The organism is Anaerostipes sp. Marseille-Q3525 (assembly GCF_018223505.1).
Classification (GTDB): Bacteria; Bacillota; Clostridia; order Lachnospirales; family Lachnospiraceae; genus Anaerostipes; species Anaerostipes amylophilus.
The window spans coordinates 1-16,115 of the sequence record NZ_JAGTTT010000020.1 but is presented as its reverse complement, the minus strand read 5'-3'; the positions used below and the strand labels follow the sequence as shown (position 1 = coordinate 16,115).

The 16,115-nt window shown below is 37.9% G+C and carries 11 protein-coding genes and 3 pseudogenes; 2 read left to right on the top strand and 12 right to left on the bottom strand.

The window, feature by feature from the left end:
• Window positions 1-104: 104 nt before the first annotated feature.
• The 4 genes from KE503_RS09895 to KE503_RS09880 are packed head-to-tail and all read right to left on the bottom strand — an operon-like array spanning window position 105 to window position 6,967.
• On the bottom strand, window positions 105-3,860 hold the full coding sequence (locus tag KE503_RS09895) for a phosphoribosylformylglycinamidine synthase (protein WP_055196639.1): 3,756 nt from the start codon (window positions 3,858-3,860) through the stop codon (window positions 105-107).
• Window positions 3,861-3,873: 13 nt separating this feature from the next.
• Window positions 3,874-4,821 (bottom strand): M14 family metallopeptidase, encoded by a 948-nt coding sequence (locus KE503_RS09890; protein ID WP_022375372.1) that lies wholly within the window; start codon window positions 4,819-4,821, stop codon window positions 3,874-3,876.
• A complete protein-coding gene (locus tag KE503_RS09885) occupies window positions 4,818-5,756 on the bottom strand; it encodes a M14 family metallopeptidase (protein ID WP_117944909.1) in 939 nt (312 codons plus the stop codon). Before KE503_RS09885 ends, KE503_RS09890 begins: the two co-directional genes overlap by 4 nt.
• A 44-nt stretch (window positions 5,757-5,800) precedes the next feature.
• Complete coding sequence (locus KE503_RS09880) at window positions 5,801-6,967, bottom strand: cation:proton antiporter (protein ID WP_022375374.1); 1,167 nt, start codon at window positions 6,965-6,967, stop codon at window positions 5,801-5,803.
• A 145-nt stretch (window positions 6,968-7,112) separates the two neighbouring features.
• On the opposite strand from KE503_RS09880, the gene KE503_RS09875 reads away from it, so the two are divergent.
• Window positions 7,113-7,430: a DUF1292 domain-containing protein gene (locus tag KE503_RS09875; protein WP_022375375.1), complete on the top strand. Its 318-nt coding sequence runs from the start codon at window positions 7,113-7,115 to the stop codon at window positions 7,428-7,430.
• Window positions 7,431-7,499: 69 nt separating this feature from the next.
• On the opposite strand, the gene KE503_RS09870 is transcribed toward KE503_RS09875, so the two are convergent.
• The 7 genes and pseudogenes from KE503_RS09870 to KE503_RS09840 all read right to left on the bottom strand — a co-directional run.
• The gene (locus KE503_RS09870) at window positions 7,500-8,087 is read right to left on the bottom strand and encodes a DUF1653 domain-containing protein (protein ID WP_212385115.1); all 588 of its coding nucleotides are present in this window, start codon (window positions 8,085-8,087) and stop codon (window positions 7,500-7,502) included.
• Complete coding sequence (locus KE503_RS09865) at window positions 8,077-9,939, bottom strand: ATP-dependent helicase (RefSeq protein ID WP_215719391.1); 1,863 nt, start codon at window positions 9,937-9,939, stop codon at window positions 8,077-8,079. Before KE503_RS09865 ends, KE503_RS09870 begins: the two co-directional genes overlap by 11 nt.
• Window positions 9,932-11,392, bottom strand: a complete 1,461-nt coding sequence (gene gltX, locus KE503_RS09860; RefSeq protein ID WP_212385114.1) for a glutamate--tRNA ligase — start codon at window positions 11,390-11,392, stop codon at window positions 9,932-9,934. The genes KE503_RS09865 and gltX overlap by 8 nt, the downstream gene beginning before the upstream one ends.
• A gap of 119 nt (window positions 11,393-11,511) precedes the next feature.
• Complete coding sequence (hydF, locus tag KE503_RS09855; RefSeq protein WP_212385113.1) at window positions 11,512-12,720, bottom strand: [FeFe] hydrogenase H-cluster maturation GTPase HydF; 1,209 nt, start codon at window positions 12,718-12,720, stop codon at window positions 11,512-11,514.
• A gap of 39 nt (window positions 12,721-12,759) precedes the next feature.
• A complete protein-coding gene (locus KE503_RS09850) occupies window positions 12,760-13,821 on the bottom strand; it encodes a DNA/RNA non-specific endonuclease (RefSeq protein ID WP_022375380.1) in 1,062 nt (353 codons plus the stop codon).
• Between the two features lie 40 nt (window positions 13,822-13,861).
• The gene (locus KE503_RS09845; RefSeq protein WP_022375381.1) at window positions 13,862-14,266 is read right to left on the bottom strand and encodes a hypothetical protein; all 405 of its coding nucleotides are present in this window, start codon (window positions 14,264-14,266) and stop codon (window positions 13,862-13,864) included.
• Between the two features lie 136 nt (window positions 14,267-14,402).
• Window positions 14,403-15,399, bottom strand: a pseudogene (locus KE503_RS09840) (lyase family protein); the annotation flags it as partial.
• A gap of 143 nt (window positions 15,400-15,542) precedes the next feature.
• On the opposite strand from KE503_RS09840, the pseudogene KE503_RS09835 reads away from it, so the two are divergent.
• A pseudogene (locus tag KE503_RS09835) lies at window positions 15,543-15,866 on the top strand (Lrp/AsnC family transcriptional regulator); the annotation flags it as partial.
• 11 nt (window positions 15,867-15,877) lie between these two features.
• On the opposite strand, the pseudogene KE503_RS09830 reads toward KE503_RS09835, so the two are convergent.
• Window positions 15,878-16,115: pseudogene (locus tag KE503_RS09830) on the bottom strand (hypothetical protein); the annotation flags it as partial.

Genomic DNA, 16,115 nt, shown 5'->3' with positions numbered 1-16,115 from the left:
AATATATATTTGCTGGCTGTTTTTAGGGGATTTCATCGAAATTTCCTATGAAATAAGAAATCCTGCACTCCATTGGAATGCAGGATTTCTTCGTATCTTATATTCTATTTGAAATATTCTACTCCAGATTCGAAGATCTTTTGATCTTTCTGTCCATAGATATTGATTCCAACATAACTGTCACGACGTTCTGAATGTCCCATCTTACCAAGAACTCGTCCATCTGGACTTGTGATACCTTCAATCGCATGGTAAGAACCATTTGGATTAAATTCCTCGTTCATTGTAGGATCTCCATTTAAATCAACATACTGTGTTGCTACCTGTCCATTTTTAAACAGTTCCTGGATCACATCTTCGTCTGCTACGAAACGTCCTTCTCCATGGGATACCGGAATGCTAAAGACATCATCTACATTCACATTGTTAAACCATGGTGACAAATTAGATGCAATTCTTGTATAAGCAACTTTAGATACATGACGTCCGATACGGTTTGTAGTAAGAGTTGGAGATTTAGCATTCTGTTCTACGATCTTACCTTCTGGTACAAGACCTAATTTGATCAGAGCCTGGAATCCGTTACAAATACCAAGTACAAGTCCGTCACGATTATCTAATAAATCCATAACTGCTTCTTTTAATTTTTCATTTCTAAATGCTGTTGCAAAGAATTTTGCAGAACCATCTGGTTCATCACCAGCACTGAATCCACCTGGGAACATGATGATCTGTGATTCATTGATCGCTTTTTCAAACACTTCTACTGAATCACGGATTCCCTGTGCATCAAGGTTCTTAAATACTTTTGTAATAACATTTGCTCCAGCACGTTCAAATGCTTTGGCTGAATCATATTCACAGTTTGTTCCTGGGAATACTGGAATAAATACGTTTGGTTTTGCAACCTTGTTCTTACATACGTAAATATTTCCTTTTATGTAATGTCTTGTTGTATCAACGATATTCTGACTTCCTTCAGATTTTGTTGGAAATACTTTCTCTAATGGTTTCTGCCATGTATCAATTGCTTCTTCTAATGTAACCACTTCATCACCGAATACAAATTCATGTTTCTCTGTGATCTCACCGATCAGAAGACCAGGAATTCCTAGTTTATGAATGTCTCTTGTATTCATCTCAACAACAAATGATCCAAACTTAGGATCTGTTAAGTCTTTTAATTCTATTTCTTCATCAAAGATAACACCTAATTTATTACCAAATGCCATCTTAGCGACTGCCTCTAAAGCTCCGCCTCCACCGATCGCATAAGCAGATTTGATTGCTCCATCTTTGATCAGTTTTGTGATGCGTTTATATACTTTCTTCACTTCAGAATAGATTGGCAGATTGTATGCATCTGTTGGGATACAAATACGAACCAGTCTGTTTCCTGCTTTCTTAAGTTCTGGTGTGATAATATCTGTTGTCTTCGCTACATCCACTGCAAATGATACAAGTGTTGGTGGTACATCGATATCATTAAATGTTCCAGACATACTGTCTTTTCCACCAATGGATGCAAGTCCGAATCCCATCTGTGCCTGATATGCACCAAGTAATGCTGCAACTGGCTGTCCCCAGCGAGTCTTGTCTTCTCCAAGACGTTTGAAGTATTCCTGGAATGTCAGGCGAATATTTCTATAGTCTCCACCAGAAGCTACAATCTTAGCAATAGATTCTGTGATCGCATAAACTGCTCCATGGAATGGACTCCATTTAGACAGATATGGATCAAATCCGTAACTCATCATTGTAACAGTATCACATTTTCCCTTAAGAACTGGAAGTTTTGCAATCATTGTCTGAATTGGTGTTAACTGATATTTTCCACCGTATGGCATTGTCACTGTTGCTGCTCCAATAGAACTATCAAATCTCTCTACCAGACCTTTCTGTGAACATACATTAAGGTCAGATAATGTATTCTTACATACTTCTTCGAATGTTCCTGTCTCATCCTTACGATTAAAGTAAGATTCTACACGGTGAGGAATCTCTACAAATACTTCTGTTTCCTGATGTGCTCCGTTTGTATCAAGGAAAGCTCTTGAGATATTAACGATCTCTTTTCCTCTCCATTTAAGGATCAGTCTTGGATCTTCTGTTACAACTGCAACTTCAACTGCCTCTAAGTTTTCTTCTGCTGAGTATGCAAGGAACTGTTCTACGTCTTTTGGATCTACAACAACTGCCATACGTTCCTGAGATTCAGAAATCGCAAGCTCTGTTCCATCAAGTCCGGCATATTTCTTAGGTACTTTATCAAGATCTACGATCAGACCATCTGCAAGTTCTCCGATCGCTACGGAAACTCCACCTGCACCAAAGTCATTACATTTCTTGATCAGACGGCTGACTTCTTCTCTTCTGAATAATCTCTGGATCTTACGTTCTGTTGGTGGATTACCTTTCTGAACTTCAGCTCCACATGTTTCGATAGATTCTTCAGTATGAACTTTAGATGATCCTGTTGCTCCTCCACAACCATCACGTCCTGTTCTACCACCTAATAAGATAATGATATCTCCTGGATCAGAATTCTCTCTGATAACGTTCTTTCTAGGTGCTGCACCCATAACGGCACCGATTTCCATACGTTTTGCAACATAATCTGGATGATATACTTCATTGACATATCCTGTTGCAAGACCGATCTGGTTTCCGTAAGAGCTGTATCCATTTGCAGCTTCATTTACGATCTTGTACTGTGGTAATTTACCTTTTAGTGTATCTTTTAATGGAACAGTTGGATCAGCAGCTCCTGTTACACGCATTGCCTGATATACATAAGAACGTCCTGATAATGGATCACGGATCGCTCCACCAAGACATGTTGCAGCTCCACCAAATGGTTCGATCTCTGTTGGATGGTTATGTGTTTCATTCTTGAAACTGATCAGCCATTCTTCTTCTTTGCCATCAATCTCTACTGGCACTACGATACTGCAGGCATTGATCTCATCGCTTTCTTCCATGTTATCAAGAACTCCGTCTTTCTTAAGACGTTTCATAGCCATTAATGCCATATCCATCAGACAAACATATTTATCATCGCGATCTTTGTACATCTCTTCAAAGTCATCCATGTAAGAATAATATGCTTCTTCTAATGGTGCACGGTAAAATCCATCCTGGAATCCAATATTTGTAAGTTCCGTAGAGAATGTTGTATGACGACAATGATCAGACCAGTAAGTATCCAGTACACGGATCTCTGTCATAGAAGGATCTCTATTCTCTTCTCCCTTATAATAATTCTGGATATGAAGGAAATCTTTGAATGTCATTGCCAGATTTAAAGAATCATATAATTCTTTAAATTTATCCTCTTCCATATCTTTAAATCCATCAAGAATCTTAACATCTGCAGGTTCTTCAAAATCCATTACTAATGTCTCTGGTTTCTCTGCAGATGCCTCTCTTGAGTCAACTGGGTTGATGCAATACTCTTTGACTGCTTCTAACTGTTCGTCAGTTAAGTCACCTTTCACAACATAAGTTGTTGCACTTTTGATCAGGGCATCTTCATCTTCGTCTAACAGTTTCACACATTGCTGTGCGGAATCTGCTCTCTGATCAAACTGTCCTGGCAGAAATTCAACGCTGAAAGATACTTCTCCATCGGCAAGTGGTAATGTCTCTTCATACACGTCGTCAACTGGTGGTTCACTAAATACTGTAACCAGTGCTTTTTCATAACTTACATCGGACAGATTTTCGATGTCATAGCGGACAAGGACACGAACGGATTCGACATCCAGTCCAAGATACTGCTTCAATGCTGCATGCAGTTCTTTTGCTTTTACTGCGTAGTCTTTTTTCTTTTCAACATAGACTCTTCTAACTTCTCCCATGATTTCCTCCCATTTATTCATGTAGTTTCTTAATCACCTGAAATGCAGATGCATTTTCCAAAATCGTTGGCTGATTCTCGGCAAAGAATATAATTCCGTCTGCCGTTGAACGAATCTCTGATAAGATTTCTCCATTGTATGGATTCAAAACTTCTCCTAGCAGCTGACCTCTGTTGACTTCCTCATTGATCGCTGCAAAACGTCTTAAAAATCCTGGAGCACTTGCTTTAACTGATACAAGATCCTCTTCTTCTATCATACTCGCAATATACCCGTTATGGCAATTATATTTTAAAATACCCATTCGAGTCAAGAATCGAAGTACAGCAGATACTGCCTGTTTGGCCAGATTCACATCGATATTGTCCGTTTCTCCGGAATATAACGAAAATGCATCCGTTCCATTAATCTGCCAGTTATAAGTTAAAGTCGTTTTATCAAAATTTCTTGGTTTGCTTGTTAATACATATGGCAGACCAAATAAACTTGCCAGACTTGTACTTTCTTTTCCTGTTGCTGGCATTCTTACATGCGGTACAAAATCACCACATCGAAAAAATGATGCAAAATGAATTCCATAGCGGAATCCTTTGACCTTCTCAAATAAATGTGCTGCAAGTCTGCTTGTCGGTTCCCCATCAAAATTACCAGGAAACTGTCGGTTAATATCACTGTTATCAGATACCCAGTACTTCATTCCAACATTCATTGAAAAGTTATTGACACATGGAATGACAAGAATCTGATTATCTCCAACGATCGCACCGCTGTTTTCCAATTCTTTTAGGCGTTTGACAAGCTGTGAACATATATATAATTGTTGGTATTCATTTCCACGCATAGCACCTACAATACATGCTGCTTGTTCTGATTCCTCGCTTTGCTTTCCAAAACGATATCCTTCTATCGTAAATTCTCCTCTTAAATAATTGCCTGAGGAATATATAACTTCTTTCTTCATAAATTCCCGCCTCCGATCACTCTGGCAACCAGAGAGCCTTCTGCTACACTTGGATGTTCTCTTAATGTCATTAATATTCCATCTACTGGAGCGATCACTTCTTCTTCTGTCGCTCCCATTAATGGATTCTGTATAATTCCTATGATCTCACCTTTTTTTACTCGATCCTTTAATCGTTTGTATGAAACAAACAATCCACTGAATTCACAGTTTAAATAACAGATCTTATCTTCATTGATAAATGGTACATCAGTCTTACCATTTGTCTTGCCTTTCCAAATACCAAGTTCTGCCATCACAGAAAAAATTCCATCAATGATCTGACGGCAATATTCGTAACGGATACGGAATGCTGATCCTGATTCTGTTACCATTGTCGGAATTCCCATTTGATTTAATGCATATGCAAGACTTCCTTCATTGACTGTCTGTGAAGGATGGATCCATACCAGATCTGTATTCATATACTTTGCTAAATGAAGCAGCATCTCATCATAGTCATCATTCAAACGTACTTGAGGAACTTCCTGCAAAAAGATATTACTGGAATGAATGTCTATACAGCAAGATGCCCCTTTGATATCTTCAAGCAGTTTTGCTGCTGTATAATCTTCCAGTCCTCCATTGATATCTCCCGGAAATGCACTGCTATAATCGATATCAGAAATAGGTACTGCTCTTGTTCTGGCATCCAGTCCTAATGGATTGACCGCTGGATAAACATCTACGATTCCCGTAAGATTGTGAAATTCTGCTTTGATCCTTCGTATGATCTCCCCACAGATATACTGACCTCCAAGCTCATCCCCATAAATTCCTGATACCAGACAGATTCTCTTTTCTTCCCCCGTCACATGATCTGGCATCAAACGATTTCTCTTGATCCTTAACATCTCTCCGATCGGAAGTTTTACAGATACTACTGTGTCTATCATCTTAAAGCCTCTTTTCTATTGTTTTATCTGTGTCGTAATATTCTTTATTTTGTAAAAAGCATTTTTAATATGATCGGTGATAACAAGGTCGTCACAAGTACCATGATAACAACTGGTGCAAAGAAAACTTCTGAAAGCAATCCTACAGAAATTCCTTTCTGTGCAACGATCAGTGCAACTTCACCACGACATACCATTCCTGCCCCAATCTGTACAGATTCACGCTTTCCATATTTACAAAGCAAGGCCCCAAGACCACATCCTGCAATCTTTGAGATCACTGCGATCACACATAAAATAATCGTAAATACGATCAATGTCTGTGTCATTCCATGAATATCAACATTCAATCCAATACTCGCAAAAAATATTGGTGTGATCATCATATAAGATAAAACTTCAATCTTATTGTAAATATAAAATCTCTCTGGAAGTCTGCAAAGAATGATTCCAGCAAGATATGCTCCTGTAATATCTGCGATTCCAAATAACTCTGCAAAAAATGCAAGAGCCAGACAAAACGCTAATGCAAAAACAGGAACTCTTCTTCTATGTCGTTCAATCTCAGGGTTCTTATAAGTAGACAACCATTGGAAAAACTTCTTGATTCCGATTCCTCCAATAATTGAAATTGCAAAAAATGCTGCCATCTTTACCAAAACCATCAGGATTTCCTGAATATGAAATCCTGATGCTCCTCCAAGACTTGTCATTATTGATAATAAGACGATTCCGAGAATATCATCAATAATCGCTGCTCCAAGGATTGCTGTCCCGACTCTTCCTTTCAAATGTCCCATATCCTGCAGTGCTTCTACCGTAATACTTACAGAAGTTGCTGTTAAGATCACTCCGATAAAAATTGACTCTAACATATTTCTTCCATATGCTAACGATAATGCTGCACCCATTACAAGCGGAACTAATACCCCACATAACGCAATAACAAAAGCAGGTATTCCACTTTTCTTCAATTCATCTATGTCGGTTTCAAGTCCAGCCTGAAACATCAGTACTACAACTCCTACTTCAGCCAAATTTAAAATCGAATCTGAAGGATCCACTATATTAAGGACGACTGGCCCTAAAATGATTCCCGCGATCAACGCTCCAACAACTGGCGGCATGTTAAACTTCTTTGATACCAGGCTGAATGCCTTGGTCATTGCCAGAATAATCGCAATATCCAGCAAAAATTTGTATTCTTCCATTGTGTTACCTCCATTATTTCGTATCGTATCACACCTGTTTTTTCTTGTCAATTCTTAGACAAAGTGATCTTTTTTTATCCTTTCCTTGCTTTTTTCTTCTTCCTTTAGTATAGTGAAACAAAAGACTAAGAAAAGAGGTAGCAAAATGAGCGAATTTAACGAACAAGATAATATTATCGAAGAAGAAACTCCTGTACTCCATTTAGAATTAGAAGATGGAACTGAACAAGACTGTGCTGTCATTGCTTTATTCTCTGTAGAAGAATTAAATGATCAAGAATATATCGCACTAGTTTCCGTTGAAGATTTAGAAAGCGAAGATGAAGAAAGTGCTTTACTTTTATATCGTTATAACGAAGATTCTGAAGATCCTGATACTTTCAGTCTTGATAACATTGAAACTGATGAAGAATACGAAACAGTTACTGCTGTTTTAGATGAAATTCTTGAAGATGAAGAATAATTAACTAATAACTATCTATTTCTTTTAGCAAAACTTCGGATACTTATTAAATTTAAAAAGTCCTGCACATTAAATGCGGGGCTTTTTCTCATATTGAAGTTTTGTTCTGATCACTTTATCAAGTTCGTAATACTGTTCTTCGAATGTCTTTCCAGTTAACACACAGTCCATTGCCATTCCCATAGACTCAAGCATCGTCTCTGTGATCTGGTCTTTATACTGAACCAGAATATTAAGGCGTTCATTAAGATCTGATGCATCAAGGAACTTAAGCAATGGTTCAATATTATTTTCTTGTGCTTCTTCCTCTTCCTGTGTAATTTTCTGAACATTTTCTGATGTTTCCTCATATGCTGGTTCGGCATCTGCTTTTTGTTCAGCTGCTATTTTTACACCTACATGATCTCCTGCATTTTCACAAAGTTCAACTTTTCTAAAACGATATTTTTGTTCTGCCTTTGGATATTTTTTATGATCCACTTCACTTAAAAACATTTCTAGTGGTCTTGCATAGGTTTTATATGTCCCATACAACGCTTGATAGATCACCAACTCTTCTTCTGTCTCCGTGTGTGATGCAACTGTAATGATCTGATAAAGTTTTCCTTTAAAGTGCATATAAAACTCACCAGCTCTTGGTATTGGTCTATTTTCCATCTTCTGCACTCCTTTCTTCCTGCCGTTTTTCAAGTTCCACAAGGAATCTTGATGGCCTGCTGTCTTTATTATATAGCTTTTTTACTGATAAAATATGTAAATATTTCTTTGCCCTTGTCACACCAACATAAAAAAGCCTGCGTTCTTCTTCAACATCTTCCTCTTTCATTGATTTCTTATGTGGAATCACATCTTCATTGACATCTGGAAGAAATACTCGTTCAAATTCCAGTCCTTTTGTGCTGTGCATAGTGCTTACAATCACACCTTCTTTCGACTCTTCGTTTTCTTTTGACTGACGGTTCAATTCCTCTGTATATTCTCTGATATGATCAAACCACTCTTCGTATGTATCATATCCTTTAGCACTTTCCTGAAGTTCTTCGAGTACATGTGTGAATTCTTCTTCCTGAATCTTTCGAAATCTTGCATATTCCGAAATGTATGCATTATAACCAACAGACTTTCTGATATAATTAATTGCCATTAATGGAGTCATATTCTTCATGATACGAAGATCTTCCTTAAAATCTTCAACATATTCATACAGCCATGGCTTATCCTTAACTTTCTCAAGCAGATCATCAAAAGAAACTTCTGAATCCGTCAGATACTCACGGCTGATATAACGTTTTGGTCGATTCATCACTCTTAAAAATGTACTTCTTCTCATGTCTCCTCTGGCAAGTTTCATGTAGTCAATAATATTCTTGGAAATCCAATGATCAAAAAGATTCGGCACTGCATCCTGCATATAAAACGGAATATTATATGCCATCAAAGCCCCGATCAACTGTCTCGGTCCCTGATTGGTGCGATAAAGAATCGCAATCTGGGATAATGGTGTTTTCTTTGCCATCTCTTCCCTAATTGTGTATACAATATGCTTATTTTCCTCATAATGATCTTTAAATGTTCGAATCTCAACCTTGGCTTCACTGTATGGCTGTGCTTCCATTTTCTTTTCAAAACGCTTTGTATTATAAGAAATAATATCTTCTGCCGTCTGTACGATCTGCTTTCCACAACGATAATTGCGATTTAATATTACTTGTTGCGTATTCTTAAAATCCTTCGGAAAGTTCAACATAAGTTCTGGTCTTGCACCACGAAACTTATAAATTGACTGATCATCATCACCTACAATAAACAGATTCTCATTTTCTCCGGACAGCATCTTCACAATCTCATACTGAATCTTATTAATATCCTGAAACTCATCAATCAAAATATATGGAAACTTCTGCTGCCACGCCTTCCTGATATCTTCCCGTTCTTTTAATAATTCGTATGTATACACCAAAATATCATCAAAATCAATCCATCGATTCTGATGAAGTTTCTCCTCATATGCATGGAAAATCTCTTTAAACACTTCATCTCCACAACATCCACTATGATAATAATCAAGCGGTATCATCTGTCCTTTTACCAGACTGATCTCCTGAATGACCGAACGCATAAAATCTGCCTCATCTTCTATGTCTAGTTCATGGTCTGTAATGATCTCACGGATAAAATCATATTTCTTATGTTCAGGCAGAATATTATCCGCACTATAATGATAAGCATATTTTAAAATCGTAAAAAATACAGAATGAAATGTTCCAAAAGAAACCGGCAGGGTTTCCCCTGCCAGCCGCCAAAATCGCTCCTTCATCTCATTCGCAGCAGCTCTGGTAAATGTAATGACCAAAATCCGCTGCGGCAGAATCTGATAATGCGATATCAAATATTGAATTCTCTTTGTGATCACAAGGGTCTTTCCTGATCCTGGTCCTGCAAGTACCATCATTGGTCCATCCTTATGCATCACAGCTTCTTTCTGTGCCTCACTTAAATGATTACGCAAGTGCTGCCTCCAGTTTTGCGATTGCATCATTGATTCTCTTTAAAGATTCCTCTTTGCCAAGAAGTTCCATTAATTCTGTCGCTCCACCCGGTGTCATCTGCTTTCCGGATACTGCTGTACGAACTGGCCACATTACATAACCATTCTTATACTCATGTCCTTTTGCAAAGGATACTAACATCTCATATAACGCATCATTTGTAAAGTCTTCCTGTGCTTCGATCACTGGATAGATTTCTTTTAATACTGTTAATGAAGTCTCTGGTGTTGTCTTCATCTTCTTATGTTTATACATTTCTACATCATATTCTGGAACTGCTTCAAAGAAATCAATATGTCCCGGAATCTCTGTAAATAATTCAATTCTTGTCTTAACCATTGAAAGAATCTTATCAAAATTCATCTCTCTGTGGATCGTCTCTGTTACATATGGCATAGCCAGTTCTTTGAAACGATCAAAATCCATATCTTTGATATATTCACCATTCATCCATTTGATCTTATTCATGTCAAAGACTGCTGGTGTCTTAGACATATGTTTGTAATCAAAGATCTCTTCTAATTCTTTTAATGAGAAGATTTCCTGTTCTCCTCCTGGACTCCATCCAAGTAATGCAACGAAGTTTACGATCGTCTCTGGTAGGAATCCCTGTTCGATCAGATCTTCGAAGGAAGAATGTCCTTTTCTCTTACTTAATTTGTGATGTTCTTCGTCTGTGATCAGTGGACAGTGAATGTATACTGGTTTCTCCCATCCAAATGCATCGTATAAACGATTGTATTTTGGTGTAGAAGATAAGTATTCGTTACCACGAACAACATGTGTGATTCCCATTAAATGGTCATCAACAACGTTTGCAAAGTTGTATGTTGGATATCCATCGGATTTGATCAGAATCATATCATCTAATTCGATATTATCTACTGTGATCTCTCCGTAAATCTCATCTACGAAAGATGTTGTTCCTTCTGTTGGGTTATTCTGACGGATTACATATGGTACTCCTGCATCTAATTTTGCCTGAACTTCTTCTTTGGATAAGTTTAAGCAGTGCTTGTCATAATGACTGATCACAACATCTCCTGATTTTACTTTCAGTGTGTCTAATCTTTCCTGATCGCAGAAACAATAATATGCTTCTCCTTTATCGATCAACTCTTTCGCATATTTTAAATACAGTCCCTGAGCCTGTCTTTCACTCTGAACATATGGTCCAACGTCTCCACCAACATCTGGCCCTTCATCGTGATTCATCCCAGCTTTCTTAAGAGTATTGTAGATGATCTGTTCTGCTCCTTCTACCTGTCTTTCCTGGTCTGTATCTTCAATTCTTAAAATAAAATCTCCGCCTGCATGACGTGCGATCAGATATGCATAAAGGGCTGTTCTTAAGTTACCTACATGCATACGCCCTGTAGGGCTTGGTGCAAATCTTGTTCTTACTTTGCTCATGATTTCCTCCCATTGGTTTTTAATTCTATCTTTCTATTCTACAAAACTTATCTTTCTTTGTAAAGAAGCAGTCTTGCTGATTTTTGTTAATTTATGCTGATTTTTTGAAATAGTCTATCCTAAATCTCATTTAAGATCCTGCTTGCTTCTTCAAATGGTTCTAAAGTTCTCTTTAGAATTCCCTGTGTTGCTGCAATAAAGATTCCATAATTGACGATTGGAACCCCTGCATCTTTGACTCTTGCGATACGGTTCTTCATCTCTCTTCTATTTAATGTGCATCCTCCACAGTGAATAACCAGATCATAAGTATCAAGATCATCTGGAAATGAATTTCCACTGCTTGTATGAATATCAAACGTCTTGCCTGTATACTGTTTCAGCCATCTTGGGATTTTCACCGTTCCGATATCATCACACTGCCTGTGATGAGTACATCCTTCTGCGATCAGAATCTTTGCTCCGTCTTCTAGATGTTCTAAAGCTTTGACTCCTCTGACTTCCTCTTCCAGATCTCCTTTGTATCTTGCAAACAGGATTGAAAATGAAGTTAGTTTAATATCTTCTGGAACGATCTTTGAAACCTTTCCAAATGCCTGGGAATCTGTGATCACTAAGGCTGGTTTCTTGCCGATTTCTTCTAATGTCTTTTCTAATTCTGTCTCTTTCACAACGATCGATGCTGCACCCGCTTCCAAAAGATCACGGATCGTCTGCTGCTGTGGCAGGATCAGTCTGCCTTTTGGTGCTGCACTGTCAATCGGTACGACTAAGATCACAAAATCATTTGGACAAACTAAATCTCCTACGATCTTTAATGTATCATCATCGGTTGGAATCATTTTCCCAATCTCTTCTTTCAACTCCCAGATACCTTTTTTATCCTTGGCACTGACGAAACATGCTTTATCTTCTTTCCATTCTTTTGCATCAGTAAGATCCATCTTATTGTAGACTTTCAGATAAGGAATCTTCTTTTCTTCAATCAGACATATCATATCTTCTTCAAACTCTGTCATGCCTGCGGTCGCATCCATGATCACGAGTGCTATATCAGCTTTTGCCAATACTTCTTTTGCTTTCTTGACACGCTTTGCTCCTAATTCTCCTTCGTCATCAAGCCCCGGTGTATCGATCATAACAACCGGTCCTAATGGAAGAAGCTCCATTGCCTTGTATACAGGATCTGTTGTTGTTCCTTTGACATCGGATACGATCGCCAGCTCCTGATTAGTCATTGCATTGATGACACTGGACTTTCCTGCGTTTCGTTTTCCGAATAATGCGATGTGAATCCTGTCTCCTCTTGGTGTTGCATTTAAACTCATAAGATTCCTCCTGTCTGTCTTTATGGATCGTTAACTTTTTTATCTTTGTGCCTTACGATAACCTGCTGCCTGTGCTTCCTTTTCACTCTTAAATGTCACTAAATATTTTGATGTTCCCATACGGTCATAGTCTCTTTGTCCCGGACAATGATAAACTTTTGATCTGCTGTTTCCTCGAATTTCCTGTGAAGTACTTGTTTTCGTATTTGTTTTCGCTGCTGTTGTATTTTTGTTGCTTCTGTAACTTTTGCTGTTTGAATTGTTACTGCTGTCTGAACTGTTGCTGTTATTGGAAGAATTCTGATCTGTATGATATTTCTGGCTTGCTTTGGAATTCTCTGTTGTCACCTCTACGCTGCTGTCTGCTTCACTGTCTCCTGTTTCATAATCAATCTTCACTCCATCCTGTACGTTATATACAAAGACATTAAACTTGATATCTTCTCCCTTATCTTCCACAGACATCGCTTCCATCTGTACCCCTTTGGCTACCAGATCATCTCCGTCAAAGACTGGTGTGACTCTGTATAATACATGGTTTCCTGTCTCACGGACATAGTCACCGACCATCTCTTCATATGGTAACATTCCATCCACGTTAAAAGATCTTGTTCCTGTGATCAGGTTCTTGTTATTGGCATTCTCACCGGTCAGCTGGTAAGCGATCAAATGACAACGGTTATATAGATATTTCCCATCAACGTTATTGTATTTTGCTGTATGCCATCCGGTTGGTTTTACCATACCGATTGTTCCGCGTTTTCCTTTTGGCATGATATCTTTTCCAACACACGCTTCCGCCACCTGACATCTTCCTTCAGAGTCAAGTCTGCTGTAAGACTCGTAGGATTTTGTTGTCAGATCTTTGGATGTAAAATCTGGATTATTATTGTCAACAGCAACCGTCATATTCCCTGAAAAATCCGGAATATTGTCAGATGATACAGATTTGGTGGAAGAATTTGTACTTCCTTTGCTGCTTTGTTCGTTCTGTGTGCTTTCGTCATTACTGCTATTGCCTGTACTCTGGCATCCTGCCAGTGATACCGCCATCATTCCTGCGATCAGCAGAGCATATAATTTCTTTGTTACTCTCATCATCAACTGTTTCTCCTCTTGTTATATTCTTTTCTGATCTAGCTTATTGTTTTGGAAGATAGATCTGTTTTGTAATCTCGTGAGTGGAACCTTCGATCTGTTCTTCTTCTGCAAGTTTCCATTCCTCAAGATTCACATCCAGTACCTGATCGGACGGATAGACTTTATTCCAACGGAAGATCACGATCTCTTCAATCTGATCTATCACTGGTTTTAATGGAAGATTCTCTACAATACAAGTCTCCCCTTTTCCTGCCTTGTGTAAGCAATCTTCACAAACAATCGGATCGTTGATCTCTTCATACAACTTCTCTGTATATGCATTCATATAGACCTTCTCCCCTTTGGTCATCTCCGCAATATACTCTCGCAAGCCTCGATCCTGACTCTGCCTTCGATCATTAAACATCATACCGTTGTTGTTGTCTAAGCATAGAATTATTATCATTCTTTCCATTCTCCAATCGTACTTATGTTCTATTTATGTATTATATCTTGTGCGAGAGGATATTGCAATAAAAGAAGCTCTGAATTTCTCCAAAGCCTCTTCTTACTTTTCATTCTTTTTTGTATTCTAATTGTATTTATGATACTGCTTTCATCACTTTTTCTCTCATAAGCTGTGTCATTTTCTCTGGTTTTAAGATCTCTTTTAATTCTTCTTCATTTAACAGACCTTCTTCTAATACCAGCTCTTTTACAGAAATTCCTGTTTTTAGTGATTTCTTTGCAATCTCAGCAGACTTTGCATATCCGATATATGGACATAACGCTGTTGAGATTCCAACACTTTTTTCAATATATTTTTCGCACTGTCCGGCTTCGGCTGCCATCGTGATCGTATAGTCATGTCCAATGATCAGGTATACAACCTGTGATACAACTTCTGGAATCACTGGGTTGATCTTTCCTGGCATGATGGATGAACCATTCTGTCTTGCTGGAAGATTGATTTCTGATAAACCAGTTCTTGGGCCAAATGACATTAATCTCAGGTCATTGGATATCTTGGAAATATCAACGCCACATGTTTTTAACACCCCGGATACACTGACAAATCCATCTAAGTTCTGTGTGGCATCGATCAGATCTTCTGCCTGTTTTAATGAAATTCCTGCAACTTTGCTTAATTCATAAGAAATGTTTGCAAGATAGTAATGGGCTACATTGATCGCTGTTCCAATGGCTGTTGCTCCGATGTTTAAGACTTTCATCTCATCCATAACATTTTTTAGTCTCTTAATATCCCTTTTTAAAACATGTGCAAATGCTCCAAAACTTTGTCCTAGTCTCATTGGAACGGCATCCTGAAGCTGTGTTCTTCCCATGATGTACAATGCTGTAATCTCCTTTGGTTCCACCAAGGATTTCTATCGCACGATTGGCAATCACTTCGTTTGCATTCATATTGGCAGAAGTTCCAGCGCCTCCTTGGATTGCATCCACGATAAACTGATCTCTTAAATTTCCATCCAGAATCTCATCACATGCCTGAATGATCGTCTAAGCGATTTGCTGGTCAAGTTTTCCAGACTTTTCATTCGTGATCGCTGCTGCTTTTTTGACCATTACGATGCTGTCGTCTTGTTTCAAGATTTTATGTGTTGAAGCTTAACACAGTATGCAATGTTCGTAAACCTTAATCCTGTCTTTCCAAATTTAAAGTTCAAATTTTGTGTTTCAGCTTTTCTTTTTTTAATGAAAGTCTTGATTTACTTTAAATAATTAAGCGGTTGGAAGCGGAAGGAATTCTGACTGGATTTCATGCTTCTGTTGACCCGATCCAACTTGGTTATCATATTAAAGCATATATCAGTCTTGAGATCAGCCCTGCACAAAAACCCGAAGTTTATCCTTTTCTTCGAGCTCATCCAAATGTACTGGAATGTGATTGTGTAACTGGAAATTATTCTGTGCTGCTGAAGGTTGCTTTTCCTAGTACGATGGAACTGGATGAATTTATTGGGAAATTGCAGCACTTTGGGAAGACTAGTACGATGATCGTGTTTTCTACGATTGTTCAGAATCGCGGGGTGGTTCCTGAATAGTTGATTTGTTTTTAATTTCTGTTATCTAAAATAACAGGGTAAAATTTTGCATATGGAACATTTTCTTTTATAATTTGTGCAATTTTTTTATTTATTATGATTTCCCTATACTCATCGTAAAATTCATATGTCTTATTTATATCCTTTAAATTTTTTATTATTCTTTTCGGTATGAAATAGAAAATGTTTTCATTTTCTGTCATATTTATTCTTTCACATTTTTCACATTGATTTTCAAATTTATAATTT

Coding starts and splice junctions, on each gene's coding strand:
- KE503_RS09870 (WP_212385115.1), bottom strand. CDS start 8,087: ATGGAAAATAGACCAATACCAAGAGCTGGTGAGTTTTATATGCACTTT.
- gltX (WP_212385114.1), bottom strand. CDS start 11,392: ATGAGCAAAGTAAGAACAAGATTTGCACCAAGCCCTACAGGGCGTATG.
- KE503_RS09875 (WP_022375375.1), top strand. CDS start 7,113: ATGAGCGAATTTAACGAACAAGATAATATTATCGAAGAAGAAACTCCT.
- KE503_RS09845 (WP_022375381.1), bottom strand. CDS start 14,266: ATGATAATAATTCTATGCTTAGACAACAACAACGGTATGATGTTTAAT.
- KE503_RS09880 (WP_022375374.1), bottom strand. CDS start 6,967: ATGGAAGAATACAAATTTTTGCTGGATATTGCGATTATTCTGGCAATG.
- hydF (WP_212385113.1), bottom strand. CDS start 12,720: ATGAGTTTAAATGCAACACCAAGAGGAGACAGGATTCACATCGCATTA.
- KE503_RS09895 (WP_055196639.1), bottom strand. CDS start 3,860: ATGGGAGAAGTTAGAAGAGTCTATGTTGAAAAGAAAAAAGACTACGCA.
- KE503_RS09850 (WP_022375380.1), bottom strand. CDS start 13,821: ATGATGAGAGTAACAAAGAAATTATATGCTCTGCTGATCGCAGGAATG.
- KE503_RS09885 (WP_117944909.1), bottom strand. CDS start 5,756: ATGATAGACACAGTAGTATCTGTAAAACTTCCGATCGGAGAGATGTTA.
- KE503_RS09890 (WP_022375372.1), bottom strand. CDS start 4,821: ATGAAGAAAGAAGTTATATATTCCTCAGGCAATTATTTAAGAGGAGAA.